The organism is Photobacterium swingsii, from assembly GCF_024346715.1.
GTDB classification, from domain to species: Bacteria; Pseudomonadota; Gammaproteobacteria; order Enterobacterales; family Vibrionaceae; genus Photobacterium; species Photobacterium swingsii.
This window is the reverse complement of sequence record NZ_AP024852.1, coordinates 2,960,978-2,975,843: the sequence shown is the minus strand read 5'-3', so window position 1 is coordinate 2,975,843 and position 14,866 is coordinate 2,960,978. Positions and strand designations below refer to the sequence as shown.

13 protein-coding genes are annotated in these 14,866 nt (G+C 44.9%); all 13 read left to right on the top strand.

Going from position 1 to position 14,866, the window contains the following annotated elements:
- The first annotated feature begins 99 nt into the window (after positions 1 to 99).
- The 13 genes from pepB (at position 100) to OCU77_RS13435 (ending at position 14,722) form a co-directional block, all read left to right on the top strand.
- Positions 100 to 1,377 carry an aminopeptidase PepB gene (gene pepB, locus OCU77_RS13495; protein WP_107302776.1) on the top strand — a complete coding sequence of 426 codons (1,278 nt, stop codon included), beginning with the start codon at positions 100 to 102 and terminating at the stop codon, positions 1,375 to 1,377.
- A gap of 46 nt (positions 1,378 to 1,423) precedes the next feature.
- The gene (gene ndk, locus OCU77_RS13490) at positions 1,424 to 1,852 is read left to right on the top strand and encodes a nucleoside-diphosphate kinase (RefSeq protein ID WP_048898106.1); all 429 of its coding nucleotides are present in this window, start codon (positions 1,424 to 1,426) and stop codon (positions 1,850 to 1,852) included.
- Positions 1,853 to 2,082: 230 nt separating this feature from the next.
- The gene (locus OCU77_RS13485) at positions 2,083 to 3,204 is read left to right on the top strand and encodes a bifunctional tRNA (adenosine(37)-C2)-methyltransferase TrmG/ribosomal RNA large subunit methyltransferase RlmN (protein WP_048898107.1); all 1,122 of its coding nucleotides are present in this window, start codon (positions 2,083 to 2,085) and stop codon (positions 3,202 to 3,204) included.
- A 177-nt stretch (positions 3,205 to 3,381) separates the two neighbouring features.
- Positions 3,382 to 4,140 (top strand): type IV pilus biogenesis/stability protein PilW, encoded by a 759-nt coding sequence (gene pilW, locus OCU77_RS13480; protein ID WP_048898108.1) that lies wholly within the window; start codon positions 3,382 to 3,384, stop codon positions 4,138 to 4,140.
- A complete protein-coding gene (gene rodZ, locus OCU77_RS13475; RefSeq protein ID WP_048898109.1) occupies positions 4,130 to 5,125 on the top strand; it encodes a cytoskeleton protein RodZ in 996 nt (331 codons plus the stop codon). The genes pilW and rodZ overlap by 11 nt, the downstream gene beginning before the upstream one ends.
- A gap of 13 nt (positions 5,126 to 5,138) precedes the next feature.
- The gene (ispG, locus tag OCU77_RS13470; protein ID WP_048898110.1) at positions 5,139 to 6,260 is read left to right on the top strand and encodes a flavodoxin-dependent (E)-4-hydroxy-3-methylbut-2-enyl-diphosphate synthase; all 1,122 of its coding nucleotides are present in this window, start codon (positions 5,139 to 5,141) and stop codon (positions 6,258 to 6,260) included.
- A gap of 94 nt (positions 6,261 to 6,354) precedes the next feature.
- The gene (hisS, locus tag OCU77_RS13465; protein WP_048898111.1) at positions 6,355 to 7,623 is read left to right on the top strand and encodes a histidine--tRNA ligase; all 1,269 of its coding nucleotides are present in this window, start codon (positions 6,355 to 6,357) and stop codon (positions 7,621 to 7,623) included.
- 13 nt (positions 7,624 to 7,636) lie between these two features.
- Positions 7,637 to 8,248, top strand: coding sequence for a YfgM family protein (locus tag OCU77_RS13460; RefSeq protein WP_048898112.1), 612 nt, complete (start codon positions 7,637 to 7,639; stop codon positions 8,246 to 8,248).
- 12 nt (positions 8,249 to 8,260) lie between these two features.
- Positions 8,261 to 9,418: an outer membrane protein assembly factor BamB gene (gene bamB / locus OCU77_RS13455; protein ID WP_107302775.1), complete on the top strand. Its 1,158-nt coding sequence runs from the start codon at positions 8,261 to 8,263 to the stop codon at positions 9,416 to 9,418.
- 200 nt (positions 9,419 to 9,618) lie between these two features.
- The gene (der, locus tag OCU77_RS13450) at positions 9,619 to 11,121 is read left to right on the top strand and encodes a ribosome biogenesis GTPase Der (RefSeq protein WP_048898113.1); all 1,503 of its coding nucleotides are present in this window, start codon (positions 9,619 to 9,621) and stop codon (positions 11,119 to 11,121) included.
- A gap of 86 nt (positions 11,122 to 11,207) precedes the next feature.
- Positions 11,208 to 12,092, top strand: a complete 885-nt coding sequence (locus OCU77_RS13445) for an alanyl-tRNA editing protein (protein WP_048898114.1) — start codon at positions 11,208 to 11,210, stop codon at positions 12,090 to 12,092.
- 582 nt (positions 12,093 to 12,674) lie between these two features.
- Positions 12,675 to 12,905, top strand: coding sequence for a zinc ribbon domain-containing protein (locus tag OCU77_RS13440; protein ID WP_048898115.1), 231 nt, complete (start codon positions 12,675 to 12,677; stop codon positions 12,903 to 12,905).
- A 197-nt stretch (positions 12,906 to 13,102) separates the two neighbouring features.
- Complete coding sequence (locus OCU77_RS13435) at positions 13,103 to 14,722, top strand: ABC transporter ATP-binding protein (RefSeq protein ID WP_107302774.1); 1,620 nt, start codon at positions 13,103 to 13,105, stop codon at positions 14,720 to 14,722.
- Positions 14,723 to 14,866 lie beyond the last annotated feature (144 nt).

The window sequence follows — 14,866 nt, the reverse complement described above, 5'->3', positions numbered from 1 at the left end:
AAACATTGCGGGGCTGCATGGTGATGATTCTCTATTGCTATGCAGCCTAAAACGCAAGTACCTACCCAGTGTAGAAACAGAAAGTAGAGACAGTAAATTATGTTAAGGATTACACTATCATCTGAAGCCTATTCAGGTGCTTGGGGCGATAATGCCCTAGTTGCTTTTCAAAACGAAGGCGCAGCAATTCACTTCTCTGGCGATTATCCTCTTCGTCGCATTCAACAAGCCGGTCGTACTTTACAAGCCCAAGGAGCAACCCAAGTTGTACTTGAAGGTGAAGGTTGGAGCTACGAGCGCCAATGGGCATTTTACTGTGGCTTTGCGGCAACCTCTAAGCCTGTTGAGCTAAAATGGGCATCGGTTGATGAAGATGAGCTTGAGCTGTTAAATGCACGTCGTCGCAGTGCTGATTGGGTACGTCAGGTTGTTAATGCAACCCCAGAAGATATGTATCCAGAGAAGTTGGCCAATGATGCGGTTAAATTCCTGACTCAGATCGATGGCGATAACATTAGCCATGAATTAGTCGTTGGTGATGAACTGCTAGAGAAAGGCTGGATCGGCACACACAGTGTTGGTCGTGCAAGCAGTCGACCACCTGTGATGCTGACCTTAGATTTCAACCCAACGGGCAACCCTGATGCACCAGTATCTGCGTGCTTAGTCGGTAAAGGTATTACCTTTGATTCAGGTGGCTATAGTATCAAGCCAAGTGCGGGTATGGTTGCCATGAAGTGCGACATGGGCGGAGCAGCGACAGTAACCGCTGCTTTGGGGTATGCGATTGAGCAAGGTTTGAGTCAACGTGTGAAGTTGATCTTATGTTGTGCCGAAAACTTAATTGCAGGCGATGCCTATAAGCTGGGTGATGTGTTAACGTACAAAAACGGTGTGACCGTTGAAGTCGTGAATACCGATGCAGAAGGACGTTTGGTTCTTGCCGATGGTTTGATTGCTGCAAGCGAAACCAAAGCACCGCTAGTGATTGATGCCGCAACCTTAACTGGTGCCGCAATGATGGCGGTGGGTAGTGATTACAATGCCATTTTTGGTTTAGATAAACCATTGCTTGCGAAAGCGCAGCAGCTTTCAGATTTGGTGAATGAACCAGCATGGCCACTGCCGTTAGAAAAATGGCACCAAAGCCAGTGTCCATCTCATTATGCTGATACGGCGAACAGCCGTGTGCAAAAAGGTGGGGGTATGGGCGGCGCATCGAATGCGGCTGGCTTCTTATCCCGCTTTGTAGATAGCGATACAACAAGCTGGATTCACTTTGATTTAGCGGCATGTTTTAACGATAGCCCTAATGCTCGTTGGGCAGCGGGGGCAACAGGTTTAGGTGTCGCGAATATCGCTGCATTATTGCTGTAGTTGTTAACGCGCTGACAGGTAATAGATTCAAAAAGGAAGAATAATAATGACAATTCAAAGAACATTTTCAATCGTAAAACCTGACGCTGTAAAGCGTAACCTTATTGGTTCAATTTACGAGCGTATTGAAAAAGCGGGTTTTAAGATTGTTGCGGCTAAAATGCTGCATCTTACAGAAGAGCAAGCCAAGGGCTTTTATGCAGAGCACGAAGCAAAACCTTTCTTTGGTGATTTGGTGGCGTTTATGACATCAGGCCCTGTGATGGTGCAGGTACTTGAAGGTGAACAAGCGATTGAACGTTACCGCGAACTGATGGGCAAAACGAACCCAGAAGACGCAGCATGCGGTACCATTCGCTCTGATTTTGCACTAAGTATGCGTCATAACTCAGTTCATGGCTCAGACAGTCCTGAATCAGCAGCACGCGAAGTGGCTTACTTCTTTGCCGATGACGAGATTTGTCCTCGCGGTTAATAATAAACACAGATTGAAAACAAAACGGGAAGCTTTGGCTTCCCGTTTTTTTATCTAAAAAGAAAATGATGACTTTGAAACTCGCTACACTGTGATAAGTGGAAACCTTGGGGTAAAGCCTGTACAATTTCGCGCCTTAAACAATGTCCTGTCGCATACCACGACGTTTTTCATTTCTAGTGGGTGCTCAAGGCGCAGAATTCGTCATGAATTATATGAGGCAACAACCGATGACAACTGTTAAAACTAATCTACTGGATTTCGATCGCAAAGGTCTGCGTAAATATTTTGCTGAAGAGCTTGGCGAAAAAGCATTCCGTGCTGATCAAGTAATGAAGTGGATGTACCATTTCGGTTGTGATGACTTCGACGATATGACGAACATCAACAAGAAGCTACGTGAGAAGTTAAAGGCGCGAGCTGAAGTACGTGCGCCTGTGGTTTCTGAAGCGCAACATTCAAGCGATGGCACCATTAAATGGGCGATGCGTGTTGGCGATCAAGACGTTGAAACGGTTTATATCCCAGATGAAGATCGTGCAACGTTATGTGTTTCTTCTCAAGTAGGTTGTGCATTGGAATGTAAATTCTGTTCAACGGCACAGCAAGGTTTCAACCGTAACTTACGTGTATCTGAAATTATTGGTCAGGTATGGCGTGCAGCGAAAGAAATCGGTATTGAGAAAGAAACAGGCCGTCGCCCAATCACCAACATCGTAATGATGGGGATGGGTGAGCCGTTGTTGAACATGAAAAACCTGATCCCAGCATTAGAAATCATGCTAGATGATTTAGGCTTTGGTCTGTCTAAGCGCCGTGTAACCGTATCAACGTCTGGTGTTGTTTCTGGTCTTGATCAAATGACAGGTAACATTGATGTTGCGTTGGCAATTTCTTTGCACGCGCCTACTGATGAACTACGTTCAAGCATCATGCCAATCAACGATCGTTACAACATTGAAACCTTCCTTGACTCGGTTCACCGTTACATTGAATCATCCAATGCTAACCGTGGTCGTGTGACTATCGAGTACGTATTGCTTGATCATGTTAATGACGACATGGATCACGCGCGTCAGTTAGGTGAGTTACTAAAGAATACGCCATCGAAGATTAACCTGATCCCATTCAATCCATACCCAGGTTCACCTTATAAAAAGCCAAGTAATTCACGCATTGATCGCTTTATGAAAACCTTAATGGAATACGGCTTTACGGTTACTGTACGTAAAACGCGTGGTGACGATATTGATGCGGCATGTGGCCAGCTTGTTGGCGATGTGATTGACCGCACAAAACGTACCCAAGGTAAAGCGCAAAAAGGTGAACAAATTCCAGTAAAAGCAGTCTAAAACTGTAATCTAATGTGTTTATCGAGCTAAGTCAGATACCATCTCCTGACAACAGTTATCGCCTGATACTATTGGCCTTTTTTCGTTATTGATAGACTTGAAAGGGCCATTAGTGGACACCGAGTACCTTGCTTGAGTGCCAACTGTTCTCAACATGGACGAGAGTAGGATGATATTATGGCTCGATTAACATTAGCACTTGTACTGTGCGGGTTTTTAGCTGGCTGTGTCACCGTCGACCCTAAAAAAAATAGTGGAAAAGCCTTTGATAGCATTGAAGCCTCAGAAGCGCGAATTGCACTGGGATTAAGCTATTTAGATGTGGGACAGTGGCAGCGTGCACGCAAGAATCTAGAGCAAGCGTTAGCTTATGCCCCTAAATATTACCGTGCGCAAAATGCGATGGCGTATTATTACCAGAAGGTGGATGAAGGCGACAAAGCGGAAGCTATGTACAAGCGAGCCCTCAAAGATTCACCAAAAAATGGCGATGTCCGTAATAACTATGGTGTATTCTTGTGTGGGCAGGGGCGTTATGATGAAGCCATTGATGCATTTGAACGTGCCATCAAGCAACCTTATTATTATTTAACGTCAGCAAGTTATGAAAATGCGGGTTTATGTCGCTTGAAACAAGGCGAGGATGAAAAAGCGAAGTTTTACTTTGAACGCGCTTTGGCACATGACCCACAACGAGCCAGATCATTATTACAGCTTGCGCAATTGAACATTGCATCAAAGAATTACAAAGATGCGCGAGTGTTGTTATTTACGTTTAACAAGAGATATGGGTACAAAGCCGATAGCTTATCGTTACTCATTCAGCTTGAACAGCAGTCGGGAAGACTGACTCAAGCTGAAAAATATGCCGATTTGCTACAAGAGCAGTTTCCAGACTCTCAGCAATATCAGAACTATCTAGCCAATGAAGACTGAACAGAACGAAACGCAAAAAAATGAAGAAGTAATGCGTCCAGGGGATGTACTGCGTCAGGCTCGTGAGGAGCAAGGCTACTCACAAAAGGATATTGCCAGTCGCTTACGTCTACGCCAGACGGTTATCGATGATATCGAGAACAACAACTTTGAAGCTGCACAATCAGCCACGTTCACACGTGGCTACGTTCGTTCATACGCGAAATTTGTGGGCTTAAACGAAGACGAATTACTGAGCCAGTTAGATAAGCTGGGCCATGCGCAACCGAAAGAGCAAGAAATGCAAAGTTTTTCACGCCGTACTAAGCGTGAAAAGCATGATAACCGCATCATGAGCCTTACATGGGTCCTGGGTACGGTATTTGTTGGTTTAACAGCATGGTGGTGGTGGCAAAGCCAACAAATCAGCCAAGAAGCTGAAATTGTCTCGGTGACCTCTGCAGCGCAGCCGCTAGATGAATCGCTAGCGAATGCGAATACGCTAGCGCCATCAGTGAATCAAACTACAGCCTCTGATGCGTCAGCGGCAAACAATTCCGCGTTGCTTGGTGAAACGAGCCAAGCAACAACCGACCAAGCTCCAACGTCACCAGCGTTAACTTCTCCTGTTACTGAACCTGCAACCCTACCTGAACTTGAAGCAACGTTCTCGCCAGAACCTGTCATAGCTCAAGCACCAGACATGGCAGAAGAAGTATTAAAAGAAGTGACCCTTGAGGACGAGGCGACATCACAAGTGGCACCTGATACCGATCTCGCTTTAACCTTTGCTGGTGACTGCTGGATCGATATTCGCGATGCGAACGGTAAACGCCTCGATACAGGCATTAAAAAAGCGGGTGAAACCCTCAATTTGAATGGTACTGCCCCGTATAAGATAGTGCTAGGTGCGCCTGGTGTTGTTAAAATGCACTATAAAGGCGAGCAGGTTGACTTAAGCGTTTATCCTGCTGGTAAAGTTGCACGATTGAAACTGCCGCAGTAATAGAGTAAGAGCAATGCATAACGAATCTCCGATTAAACGTCGTCAGTCCACACGTATTTATGTGGGCGACGTACCCATTGGTGACGGTGCTCCAATCGCCGTTCAATCGATGACCAATACCCGTACTACAGATGTAGACGCGACAGTTGCACAGATCAAAGCACTTGAAAACGTAGGCGCAGACATCGTTCGTGTGTCAGTACCGACGATGGACGCCGCTGAAGCATTTAAGGTGATTAAACAACAAGTCAATATTCCGCTTGTTGCCGATATTCACTTCGATTACCGTATTGCACTTAAAGTCGCAGAATACGGTGTGGACTGTTTACGTATTAACCCAGGTAATATCGGCAACGAAAGTCGAATTCGCTCTGTGGTTGATTGTGCTCGTGATAAAAACATTCCAATCCGCATCGGTATCAATGGTGGCTCGTTAGAGAAAGATATTCAGCAAAAGTACGGTGAACCCACACCCGATGCGCTAGTTGAATCTGCAATGCGTCATGTTGATATTCTTGACCGCCTGAACTTTGATCAATTCAAAGTGAGCGTGAAAGCGTCTGATGTTTTCCTTGCGGTAGACTCTTACCGTAAATTAGCGGCACAAATTCAGCAACCTCTTCACTTAGGTATCACTGAAGCTGGTGGTGCACGTGCTGGTTCGGTGAAATCAGCGGTTGGTCTTGGCATGCTGTTGTCTGAAGGCATTGGCGATACCTTACGTATTTCACTGGCGGCCGATCCGGTTGAAGAAATCAAAGTTGGTTTTGATATCTTAAAATCGTTACGTATTCGCTCTCGTGGCATTAACTTCATCGCTTGTCCAACATGTTCACGTCAAGAGTTTGATGTGATTGGTACAGTGAATGAACTTGAGCAACGTTTAGAAGACATTACCATCCCAATGGATGTGTCTGTGATTGGTTGTGTGGTTAACGGCCCTGGTGAAGCGGAAGTCTCTCACCTTGGTATTGCGGGCAGTAACCGCAAGAGCGCCTTCTATGAAGATGGCCTTCGCCAAAAAGAGCGTTTTGATAACGACAATATCATCGATCAGCTCGAAACTAAGATCCGTGCAAAAGCAGCAATTTTAGACGTTAATAACCGTATTAACGTTCAAGAAGTCGAGAAATAAGCTAAAACGCCTGTTGTAATGCGGCAGGCGGTTCACTATTTCCTTCAATACCTATATATTCGATTCAATTCCCCATCGGTTAACGAGAATAAACGTGGCGAAACAAATTCAAGCAATTCGAGGCATGAACGACTGCCTACCAACACAGTCTCCACTTTGGCACAAAGTGGAAGATACGATTAAACGCGTAGTAAGTGCATACGGTTACAATGAAATCCGCATGCCTATCGTAGAATCGACGCATCTATTTAAGCGTGCTATCGGCGAAGTAACCGATGTTGTTGAAAAAGAGATGTACACTTTTGACGATCGTAATGGCGATAGCCTAACACTGCGTCCAGAAGGTACTGCTGGTTGTGTACGTGCTGGCATTCAAAATGGCTTGCTATACAACCAAGAACAACGTTTGTGGTACACAGGCCCAATGTTCCGTCATGAGCGTCCTCAAAAAGGTCGTTACCGTCAGTTCCACCAGTTTGGTGTAGAAGTCTTTGGTCTAAACGGCCCAGACATTGACGCTGAATTGATCATGATGATGGCGCGTTTCTGGCGTGAGCTGGGTATCTTTGAACATGTACGTCTTGAACTGAACTCAATTGGTTCACTACAAGATCGTGCAGAGTACCGCACAGCATTAGTGGCATTCCTTGAACAACATATTGATGTTCTTGATGACGACTGTAAGCGTCGCATGCACACCAACCCGCTACGTGTTTTAGACACTAAAAACCCAGACGTTCAAGCGATCTTGGTAGACGCACCTAAGCTATCTGAATACTTAGGTGAAGAATCTAAAGAACATTTTGCTGGTTTGTGTGAACTATTAGACGCTGCTGGCATCGAATACCAAGTAAATGAGCGACTTGTACGTGGTTTAGATTATTATAACCGTACTGTATTTGAGTGGGTGACTGAAAGCCTAGGTGCGCAAGGCACTGTTTGTGCAGGTGGTCGCTACGACGGTTTGGTTGAACAGTTAGGTGGTAAAGCAACACCTGCTGTTGGTTTTGCTATGGGTATTGAACGCCTTGTTCTACTAATGGAAACACTGGAACTGACGGATGTTCGTCGTTCAGTGGATGCTTACGTAGTAACTATGGGTGACGGTGCTCGTATGGCTGGTATGAAACTGGCTGAGCAACTACGTGAAGAAGTACATGGCCTACGAGTGATGAGTCACTTTGGTGGTGGTAACTTTAAGAAGCAATTTAAGCGTGCCGATAATGTCGGTGCAGCTGTTGCGCTTGTGCTGGGCGAAAATGAAATGGCCAGCAACACGGTTGTAGTCAAAGATCTACGCGGTGGCGAGCAAGTAACAATGGCACAGAATGAAGTCGCTGCGAAACTTGCAGAATTGATTTAAGAGAGGACAGGAAGTGGACGTCTACGAGACCGAGGAACAACAGGTTGAAGCGATTAAATCGTGGTGGAAAGAAAACGGTAAAGCCGTTGTTCTAGGTGCTGTGATTGGTCTGGGTGGTCTTTACGGCTGGCGTTTTTACCAAGGTGAAATCCAAGCAGGTAAAGAGCAAGCCTCTGATGCGTATACGCAAGCGATGACAGCATTAGAAAGTGGTAACGATGCAGCAGTTGCGGATGTGAAAGCTTTCATTGCGGGTCACGAAAGTAGTCAGTATTCAGTACTGGCTTCGTTACAGCTAGCAAAAGTACAAGTTCAAAAAGGTGAGCTTGATGCCGCAGCAGAACAGCTAAACTGGGCTATCGCAAAAACGTCAGATGAAGCTATTCTTCCTCTAGCGCAAACTCGTCTTGCTCGAATTTATGCTGAACAGCAAAAATTTGATCAAGCGATGACAGAGCTAGATAAAGTCACAGCAGAAAGCTGGAAAGCGAAAGTTGAAGAGCTTCGCGGTGATATTCTTTTACAACAAGGTGATTCAGCTGCCGCGCGTGAAGCGTATGTTCAAGCGCAGCAATTGGGTACATCACCAGTTGTACAAATGAAGCTAGACGATTTAGCGCAGTAAAGGCGGAATTGTATGCAGAAGGTGTTCAAGCAAGCCATCACTATCGCACTAACGTTAGGTGTGCTTGCGGGCTGTGCTGGTGAAGAAGAATCAATTCAAAAGGCACCGCTTCCTGTTGTCGAAAGCAATTTCACGCCAGTGAAAGTATGGGGACACAAAGTGGGTAGTGGCGTTGGTCAGTACTTTTCTAAATTGTCACCAGCAGTAGGCTACGGCAAAATTTTTGTTGCAGACCGAGACGGTATTGTCCAAGCACTTGAGCCAGATACTGGCAAAGTGATTTGGTCACAAGATCTTGAATCTGATATTACAGCGAAAATTTCAGGCGGTATCACGGTATCGTACAGCAAAGTATTCCTCGGTACTGAAAACGCAGAAGTGATAGCGTTGGATGAAGAAACGGGTGAAGAACTGTGGCGTACCAGCGTTGAAGGCGAAGTGCTTGCTGCACCGTTAGTGGATGAAGGTCTTGTCATCGTTAACACTAGCCGTGGTGTACTTGAAGCGTTAGATGCAGATACCGGTGAAGACAAGTGGCGTTTAAGTGGTGAAGTACCAACGTTAACGCTACGTGGTGACAGTGCACCAGTTGCTATTTCTGGCGGTGTTTTTTGGGGCCAAGCTAACGGACGTTTAGCGGGCGCACTCATGGGCACAGGTCAAATGTTGTGGCAACAACCGATTGGTTCGCCAAAAGGTTCGACTGAAATCGATCGCTTAGTGGATGTTGATGCATCACCGGTTATTGCGGGCGAACGTCTGTTTGCTGTTGGCTATAACGGTAACTTGGTATCTATCGACTTACGCACAGGTCAGCCAGCGTGGAAACGCAGCTATTCTTCTGCGAACAACTTTATTGTTGCGGGTAATCAGGTTTATCTGATCACCGATAAAGATCATGTTGTTGCAGTGGATGCGCGAAGCGGTACAGAGATTTGGCAAAACAAAGATCTGGAATACCGTTTATTGAGTTCTCCTGTTGTGATTGATGGCAGTGTTGTTGTCGGTGATAGCGAAGGTTACCTCCATTGGCTTGACCCATACACAGGTGAGTTTACTGCGCAGCAAAAAATTGATGACAGTGGTATTGCTATCCCACCTGTAAAAGTTAGCGATGGCTACTTGGTGGTAACAAGAGACGGTCAGATCAATAAAATGCAAATGCCGTAAGCTCTGCTATAATACCGCGTAATATTAAGTCGGCTCCTGCTGTTTAGACAGTCAGGGGCCGTTATTTATAGTAATTTAGCGTAAACTAATTGATAAGAAACGTTAGTTTTCAAGCTGGATTCCGTTCCTAGATTATTGTCGTGAAGAGATAAAAATATAGGAATTAGCATGATTAAGACTATGAAAAGTAAGAGGTACTTATGATTCCTGTTGTTGCCCTTGTCGGGCGCCCTAACGTGGGTAAATCGACGTTATTCAACCGTCTTACCCGCACAAGGGATGCGCTGGTAGCTGATTTTCCTGGCCTAACAAGGGATCGTAAATACGGTAGAGCTCAGCTAGAAGAGCACGAATTTATTGTTATCGATACCGGTGGTATTGATGGCACAGAAGAAGGCGTAGAAACAAAGATGGCTGAACAATCGCTAGCGGCGATTGAAGAAGCTGATGTTGTTCTATTCATGGTTGATGGACGTGCAGGTCTAACTTCATCTGATGAAGCGATTGCTGCGCACCTACGTAGTCGTGAAAAACCAACCTTCTTGGTCGTAAACAAAATCGATGGTATCGATGCAGATAGCGCATGTGCTGACTTCTGGAAGCTTGGCGTTGATGCGATGTACCAAATCGCAGCGGCACAAAACCGTGGCGTAACAGCATTGATGGAGCGTGCGTTAGCACCGTTTGCTGATTCTTTAAATGAGAGTGAAGAAGGTGAAGACGGCGAGTTAGTCGATTTGACCGAGCTGAACTCTGCAGAAGAAATCGAAAAAGCGAACCTATCTGAAGAAGATGCAGAAGCTGCGTACAAACGCCTTCAAGAGCAACCGATTAAGATGGCGATCATTGGCCGTCCTAACGTAGGTAAATCAACACTGACTAACCGTATTCTTGGTGAAGAACGTGTTGTTGTTTACGATATGCCGGGAACGACACGTGACTCTATCTACATTCCTATGGAACGTGATGGCCAAGAATACGTGTTGATCGATACCGCAGGTGTTCGTCGTCGTAAGAACATGAGCCTGGCAGTCGAGAAGTTCTCTGTTATCCAAACGCTTAAAGCAATTGAAGATGCTAACGTTGTGTTGCTGATTATCGATGCACGTGAAAACATCTCAGATCAAGACTTAAGCCTACTTGGTTTTGCGCTGAACTCTGGTCGTTCGCTAGTGATTGCTGTGAACAAGTGGGATGGTTTGGATAATGACGTGAAAGATCGCGTTAAATCTGAACTAGACCGCCGTTTAGGCTTCGTTGACTTTGCACGTATCCACTTCATCTCTGCATTACACGGTACAGGTGTTGGTCACTTATACGAATCTGTGATTGAAGCTTACCAGTCTGCAACTAAGCGTATTAGCACTTCATTGCTAACACGTATTATGCAAATGGCACAAGATGATCACCAGCCACCAATGATCCGTGGTCGTCGTGTGAAACTGAAATATGCGCACGCAGGTGGTTACAACCCACCAATCGTGGTTATTCATGGTAACCAAGTTAATGAACTACCGGGTTCTTACAAACGTTACCTAATGAACTACTACCGTAAGTCTTTAGAATTGATGGGTACACCGATCCGTATCCTATTCCAAAGCAGTGATAACCCGTTTGAAGGTAAAACGCAGAAGCTGACTATCTCGCAAGAGCGTCAACGTAAGCGTCTAACATCTGCTTTGAAGAACCGTGATCGTGACTAATCATCGTTCGAAAGCATAAAATGAAACCCAGCCTTCGCGCTGGGTTTTTTGTATCTATTATCCAAAACATTTATAGCAGGAACGTCATGACTTCGATTTGCCCTACAGTAGTTGTTTTCCCACAAAAACAGGTTCAGATAAATACATCCGTACAACTCTGTGTATCAGCTGTACCTTCGGGTACTTGGTTGGTGACAGAGCAAACGCCTTTTCACCCAGTTAGCCATATTTGGCCTGATCATCCTGCGGATCGTGGCACTGTCACTGTGAATGGTTGCCATTATGACGTAATAACCTGTCAGGTTGGCGCGGTGGAATTAGCCACTAATCAGTTGTTCGTAGGTCAGGATATCCCTGTGAAGCGTGATACTGAAGGGTGGGCGTTTGTTGTGGTCCATTGTCTTGCTGATGTCATCGAGCTAGAGCAAGCTTGTGTGGTTGAGTTAACTGTTGATACCGATTATCAGCAGGCTTTAAGCCGTGGCCATAGTGCGGGCCATCTGTCGTCTTTAGCGATCAATAAAGTGCTACACCATGATTTTTGGCGCAAAGAACCGACACGCTGCGATGAGCTAGGTTATTTTGATTTTCACAGTTATGCACAAACAAAAAGTATAGTGTCACCCGATTGTAGTACTGATACGTACCGCCTTGGTAAAACGCTGCGCAAACGCGGTTTAAACAGTGCTGACTTTGTTAGCCAGCTCGATGAAGTTGCAGAGAAAATTAATCAGCAACTGGAACTATGGCGAGTAAAAGGGGCAGATGTTGTGATGCGTAAAGAAGGCGAAGCGCTGACCGATTCACGTTATTGGCAATGTGATTTAGGTGAGGAGGCTGGGTTAATTGAAATTCCATGTGGTGGTACACATATCAATTCGCTCTCAGAGTATGCCCAGTTAACGGTTAGTTTTGAATTAGTGTCTGACCAAGAGCTGGTAATGGTGACATCTGTTGTCCCAGCGAAATAATTAGGGATACATGCTGTTTGATACGACTTACAGAGTAAGGGATATCTATCCTTGTTAGCGGTTATTGACTGGTATTTGGCGACATTAATAAAGAAATAACCGCTGATTATGGCTAAGATCTTGTTTTGTCATCTGTCGGATCCTCTAATTTAACCGCAATCACTTGGAGTTATTGTCTGTTTAAAATCCAAAAACAGCATATGTAACTTATGCTTTCGGGAAGTGTATTGATAAATGTTCTTTTGGGGGGTGATCGCTGATCAAGATGGCTTTTGGCTGCGATCACCATAAAGATCCATGATCATGTAGCTTGATCTGGTGGAGAATTGAACACTAAGTATTCAGCTGATTGTTTGGTATGGTTAAATTCAGCTCGCTTGTCGGAAGCATGAAAACAGTTGTCGTGGTGGCGGCTATGGCTGGTGGTGGCTTTCAGTAATCGCACTTGCTTATGGCTTTGGTATTTCTCTTGTTGTCATTGTTGCCAAAAAGGGGGCTTGTGATAGATCAAGCTTGTGTTGGATCGACTTAGTCACAGTAAGTAAAGTATTGATATGATAGGTAGGTTACAAGGAGATAACGATGAAAACTGAAAATAAATGTCCGTGCTGCCACAGCGAACTGGCTTGGCAAGCTAACCAATATCGCTGCGAAACTTGCCAGACAACCCTGATTAAACAGGCGTTTTGTCCCGATTGTGATACAGAACTAGAGAAGTTACAGGCGTGTGGTTCTGCGAGTTATTTTTGCAATAGCTGTAACGAGCTAAAGTCAAAATCTCGAGTACGTATTGCTTTTACCACAACAAAATAATCCCTATTTCCATGGCATCTTCGCCATCAACTGACTTTATCCTGCTTAGTCACTAGCGAAAACCGTCATCAGAGTGCGATTTTCGCTATATTTTCAAATACAACATACAAAAGTATTAGTTTTTTATACTGGTGCTTTATTTTTAGTTGTGATAATAATTATCAATTGCAATTATTGTTACTGATAAGGATATTAGTATGGCTGTGCAGCATCCATTGTTAGAAGTAAATGATCTTTCTGTCTCCTTTAAGATGGAAGATGAATGTTTTGATGCCGTTAAGAATATTTCATTCACGCTAGAAAAAGGTCAAACATTGGCACTGGTGGGCGAATCGGGATCTGGCAAGTCGGTATCATCGAGTAGCATCATGGGCCTATTACCTAACAATGCACGCATTGGCGAGCAAAGTGCTATTCGTTTTCAAGGACAGGATTTGCTCGGCATGGATGAAAAGGCATTCCGCAATATTCGGGGTGACCGTATTGCAATGATCTTCCAAGAGCCGATGACCTCTCTGAATCCGTATATGCCTGTGGGTGAGCAAGTCGCCGAAGCTATTATTCATCATCGTGGTGTCTCAAAACGCGAAGCGATGGAACAAACGCTGGCTTTATTTGAAAAAGTACACCTCCCAGAGCCGGGTAAAAGGCTTAACCATTATCCTCATGAATTTTCTGGCGGTCAGCTGCAACGCATTATGATTGCGATGGCGCTCGCTAATACCCCTGATATTTTGGTTGCTGATGAACCAACCACAGCATTGGATGTGACCGTACAGGCTGAAGTACTGAACCTACTAAAAGAAATCCAAGCTGAAATGGGCATGGCAATTTTGTTTATTACCCATGATCTGGGTGTGGTTCGCCATTTTGCTGATGATGTGGTGGTGATGTGTAAAGGTGAAGTGGTAGAAACAGGAACAGTCGAAGGGGTATTTACAGCACCAAAGCACGACTATACCAAAATGCTGTTAGATGCAGAGCCTAAGCCTGGCATGCATGAGACGGATCTTTCTTCGCCTAATATTCTCGAAGTACGGGATTTAAGAGTGAATTATGTGCTTAAAAATAATTGGCTGGGTCAACCTACCGAACTGCTCCAAGCGGTCAAAGGTATCGACTTAACATTAAAACAGGGTCAAACCGTTGGGATTGTTGGGGAGTCGGGTTCAGGTAAGTCCACGATGGGCCGTGCTATTATGCAGTTGCTTGATTCACAAGGTGATATCACTTTTCAAGGAAAGCGCTTTAGTGACATGACCAATCAGCAACGTTTTGAGTTAAAACGCAATATGCAGATGGTATTCCAAGATCCGTTTGGATCTTTATCGCCCCGTATGACTGTAGGGGAGATAGTGACGGAGCCATTGACTGTCTTTACCGATTTAAGCCATCAAGAGCGGTTAGCAAAAGCTAAAAAGGCGTTGGAAGAAGTACGGTTAGATCCTGCGAGTATTAACCGTTACCCGCATGAATTTTCAGGTGGGCAACGCCAACGTATTGCGATTGCACGTGCATTGATTTTAGAGCCGCAGTTCATTTTGTTGGATGAGCCAACGTCAGCACTTGATCGTTCGGTACAACTGACAGTATTAGAATTACTCAAAGATATTCAGCAGCGTCGAAACATTGCTTATTTGTTCATTAGCCATGATTTGTCTGTTGTACGTGCGATTTCTGATGAAGTGATTGTGATGCAAAAAGGTGCAGTGGTAGAGCGAGGTACGCCAGAGCAGATCTTTGATAACCCACAGGAAGCCTATACACAGCGTTTGATCAGTGCGTGTATGTTGATTGATGAAGGTGCTGCCGCATAATACCGATATCGGAGCGTAGATTAAAAAAGAGCGATGATTCGCTCTTTTTTGTTTTTATCTAAAATCAATGATCAACACGGATTATCTAATAACCTGCTATTAACTGCCCGCTATCTAGCAGCCATTTATCGAGTAGCTCACTAC

Excerpts from the sequence above, each read along its gene's own strand:
- pepB (WP_107302776.1), top strand. The coding sequence starts at position 100 with ATGTTAAGGATTACACTATCATCTGAAGCCTATTCAGGTGCTTGGGGC.
- ndk (WP_048898106.1), top strand. The coding sequence starts at position 1,424 with ATGACAATTCAAAGAACATTTTCAATCGTAAAACCTGACGCTGTAAAG.
- OCU77_RS13485 (WP_048898107.1), top strand. The coding sequence starts at position 2,083 with ATGACAACTGTTAAAACTAATCTACTGGATTTCGATCGCAAAGGTCTG.
- pilW (WP_048898108.1), top strand. The coding sequence starts at position 3,382 with ATGGCTCGATTAACATTAGCACTTGTACTGTGCGGGTTTTTAGCTGGC.
- rodZ (WP_048898109.1), top strand. The coding sequence starts at position 4,130 with ATGAAGACTGAACAGAACGAAACGCAAAAAAATGAAGAAGTAATGCGT.
- ispG (WP_048898110.1), top strand. The coding sequence starts at position 5,139 with ATGCATAACGAATCTCCGATTAAACGTCGTCAGTCCACACGTATTTAT.
- bamB (WP_107302775.1), top strand. The coding sequence starts at position 8,261 with ATGCAGAAGGTGTTCAAGCAAGCCATCACTATCGCACTAACGTTAGGT.
- der (WP_048898113.1), top strand. The coding sequence starts at position 9,619 with ATGATTCCTGTTGTTGCCCTTGTCGGGCGCCCTAACGTGGGTAAATCG.
- OCU77_RS13445 (WP_048898114.1), top strand. The coding sequence starts at position 11,208 with ATGACTTCGATTTGCCCTACAGTAGTTGTTTTCCCACAAAAACAGGTT.
- OCU77_RS13440 (WP_048898115.1), top strand. The coding sequence starts at position 12,675 with ATGAAAACTGAAAATAAATGTCCGTGCTGCCACAGCGAACTGGCTTGG.
- OCU77_RS13435 (WP_107302774.1), top strand. The coding sequence starts at position 13,103 with ATGGCTGTGCAGCATCCATTGTTAGAAGTAAATGATCTTTCTGTCTCC.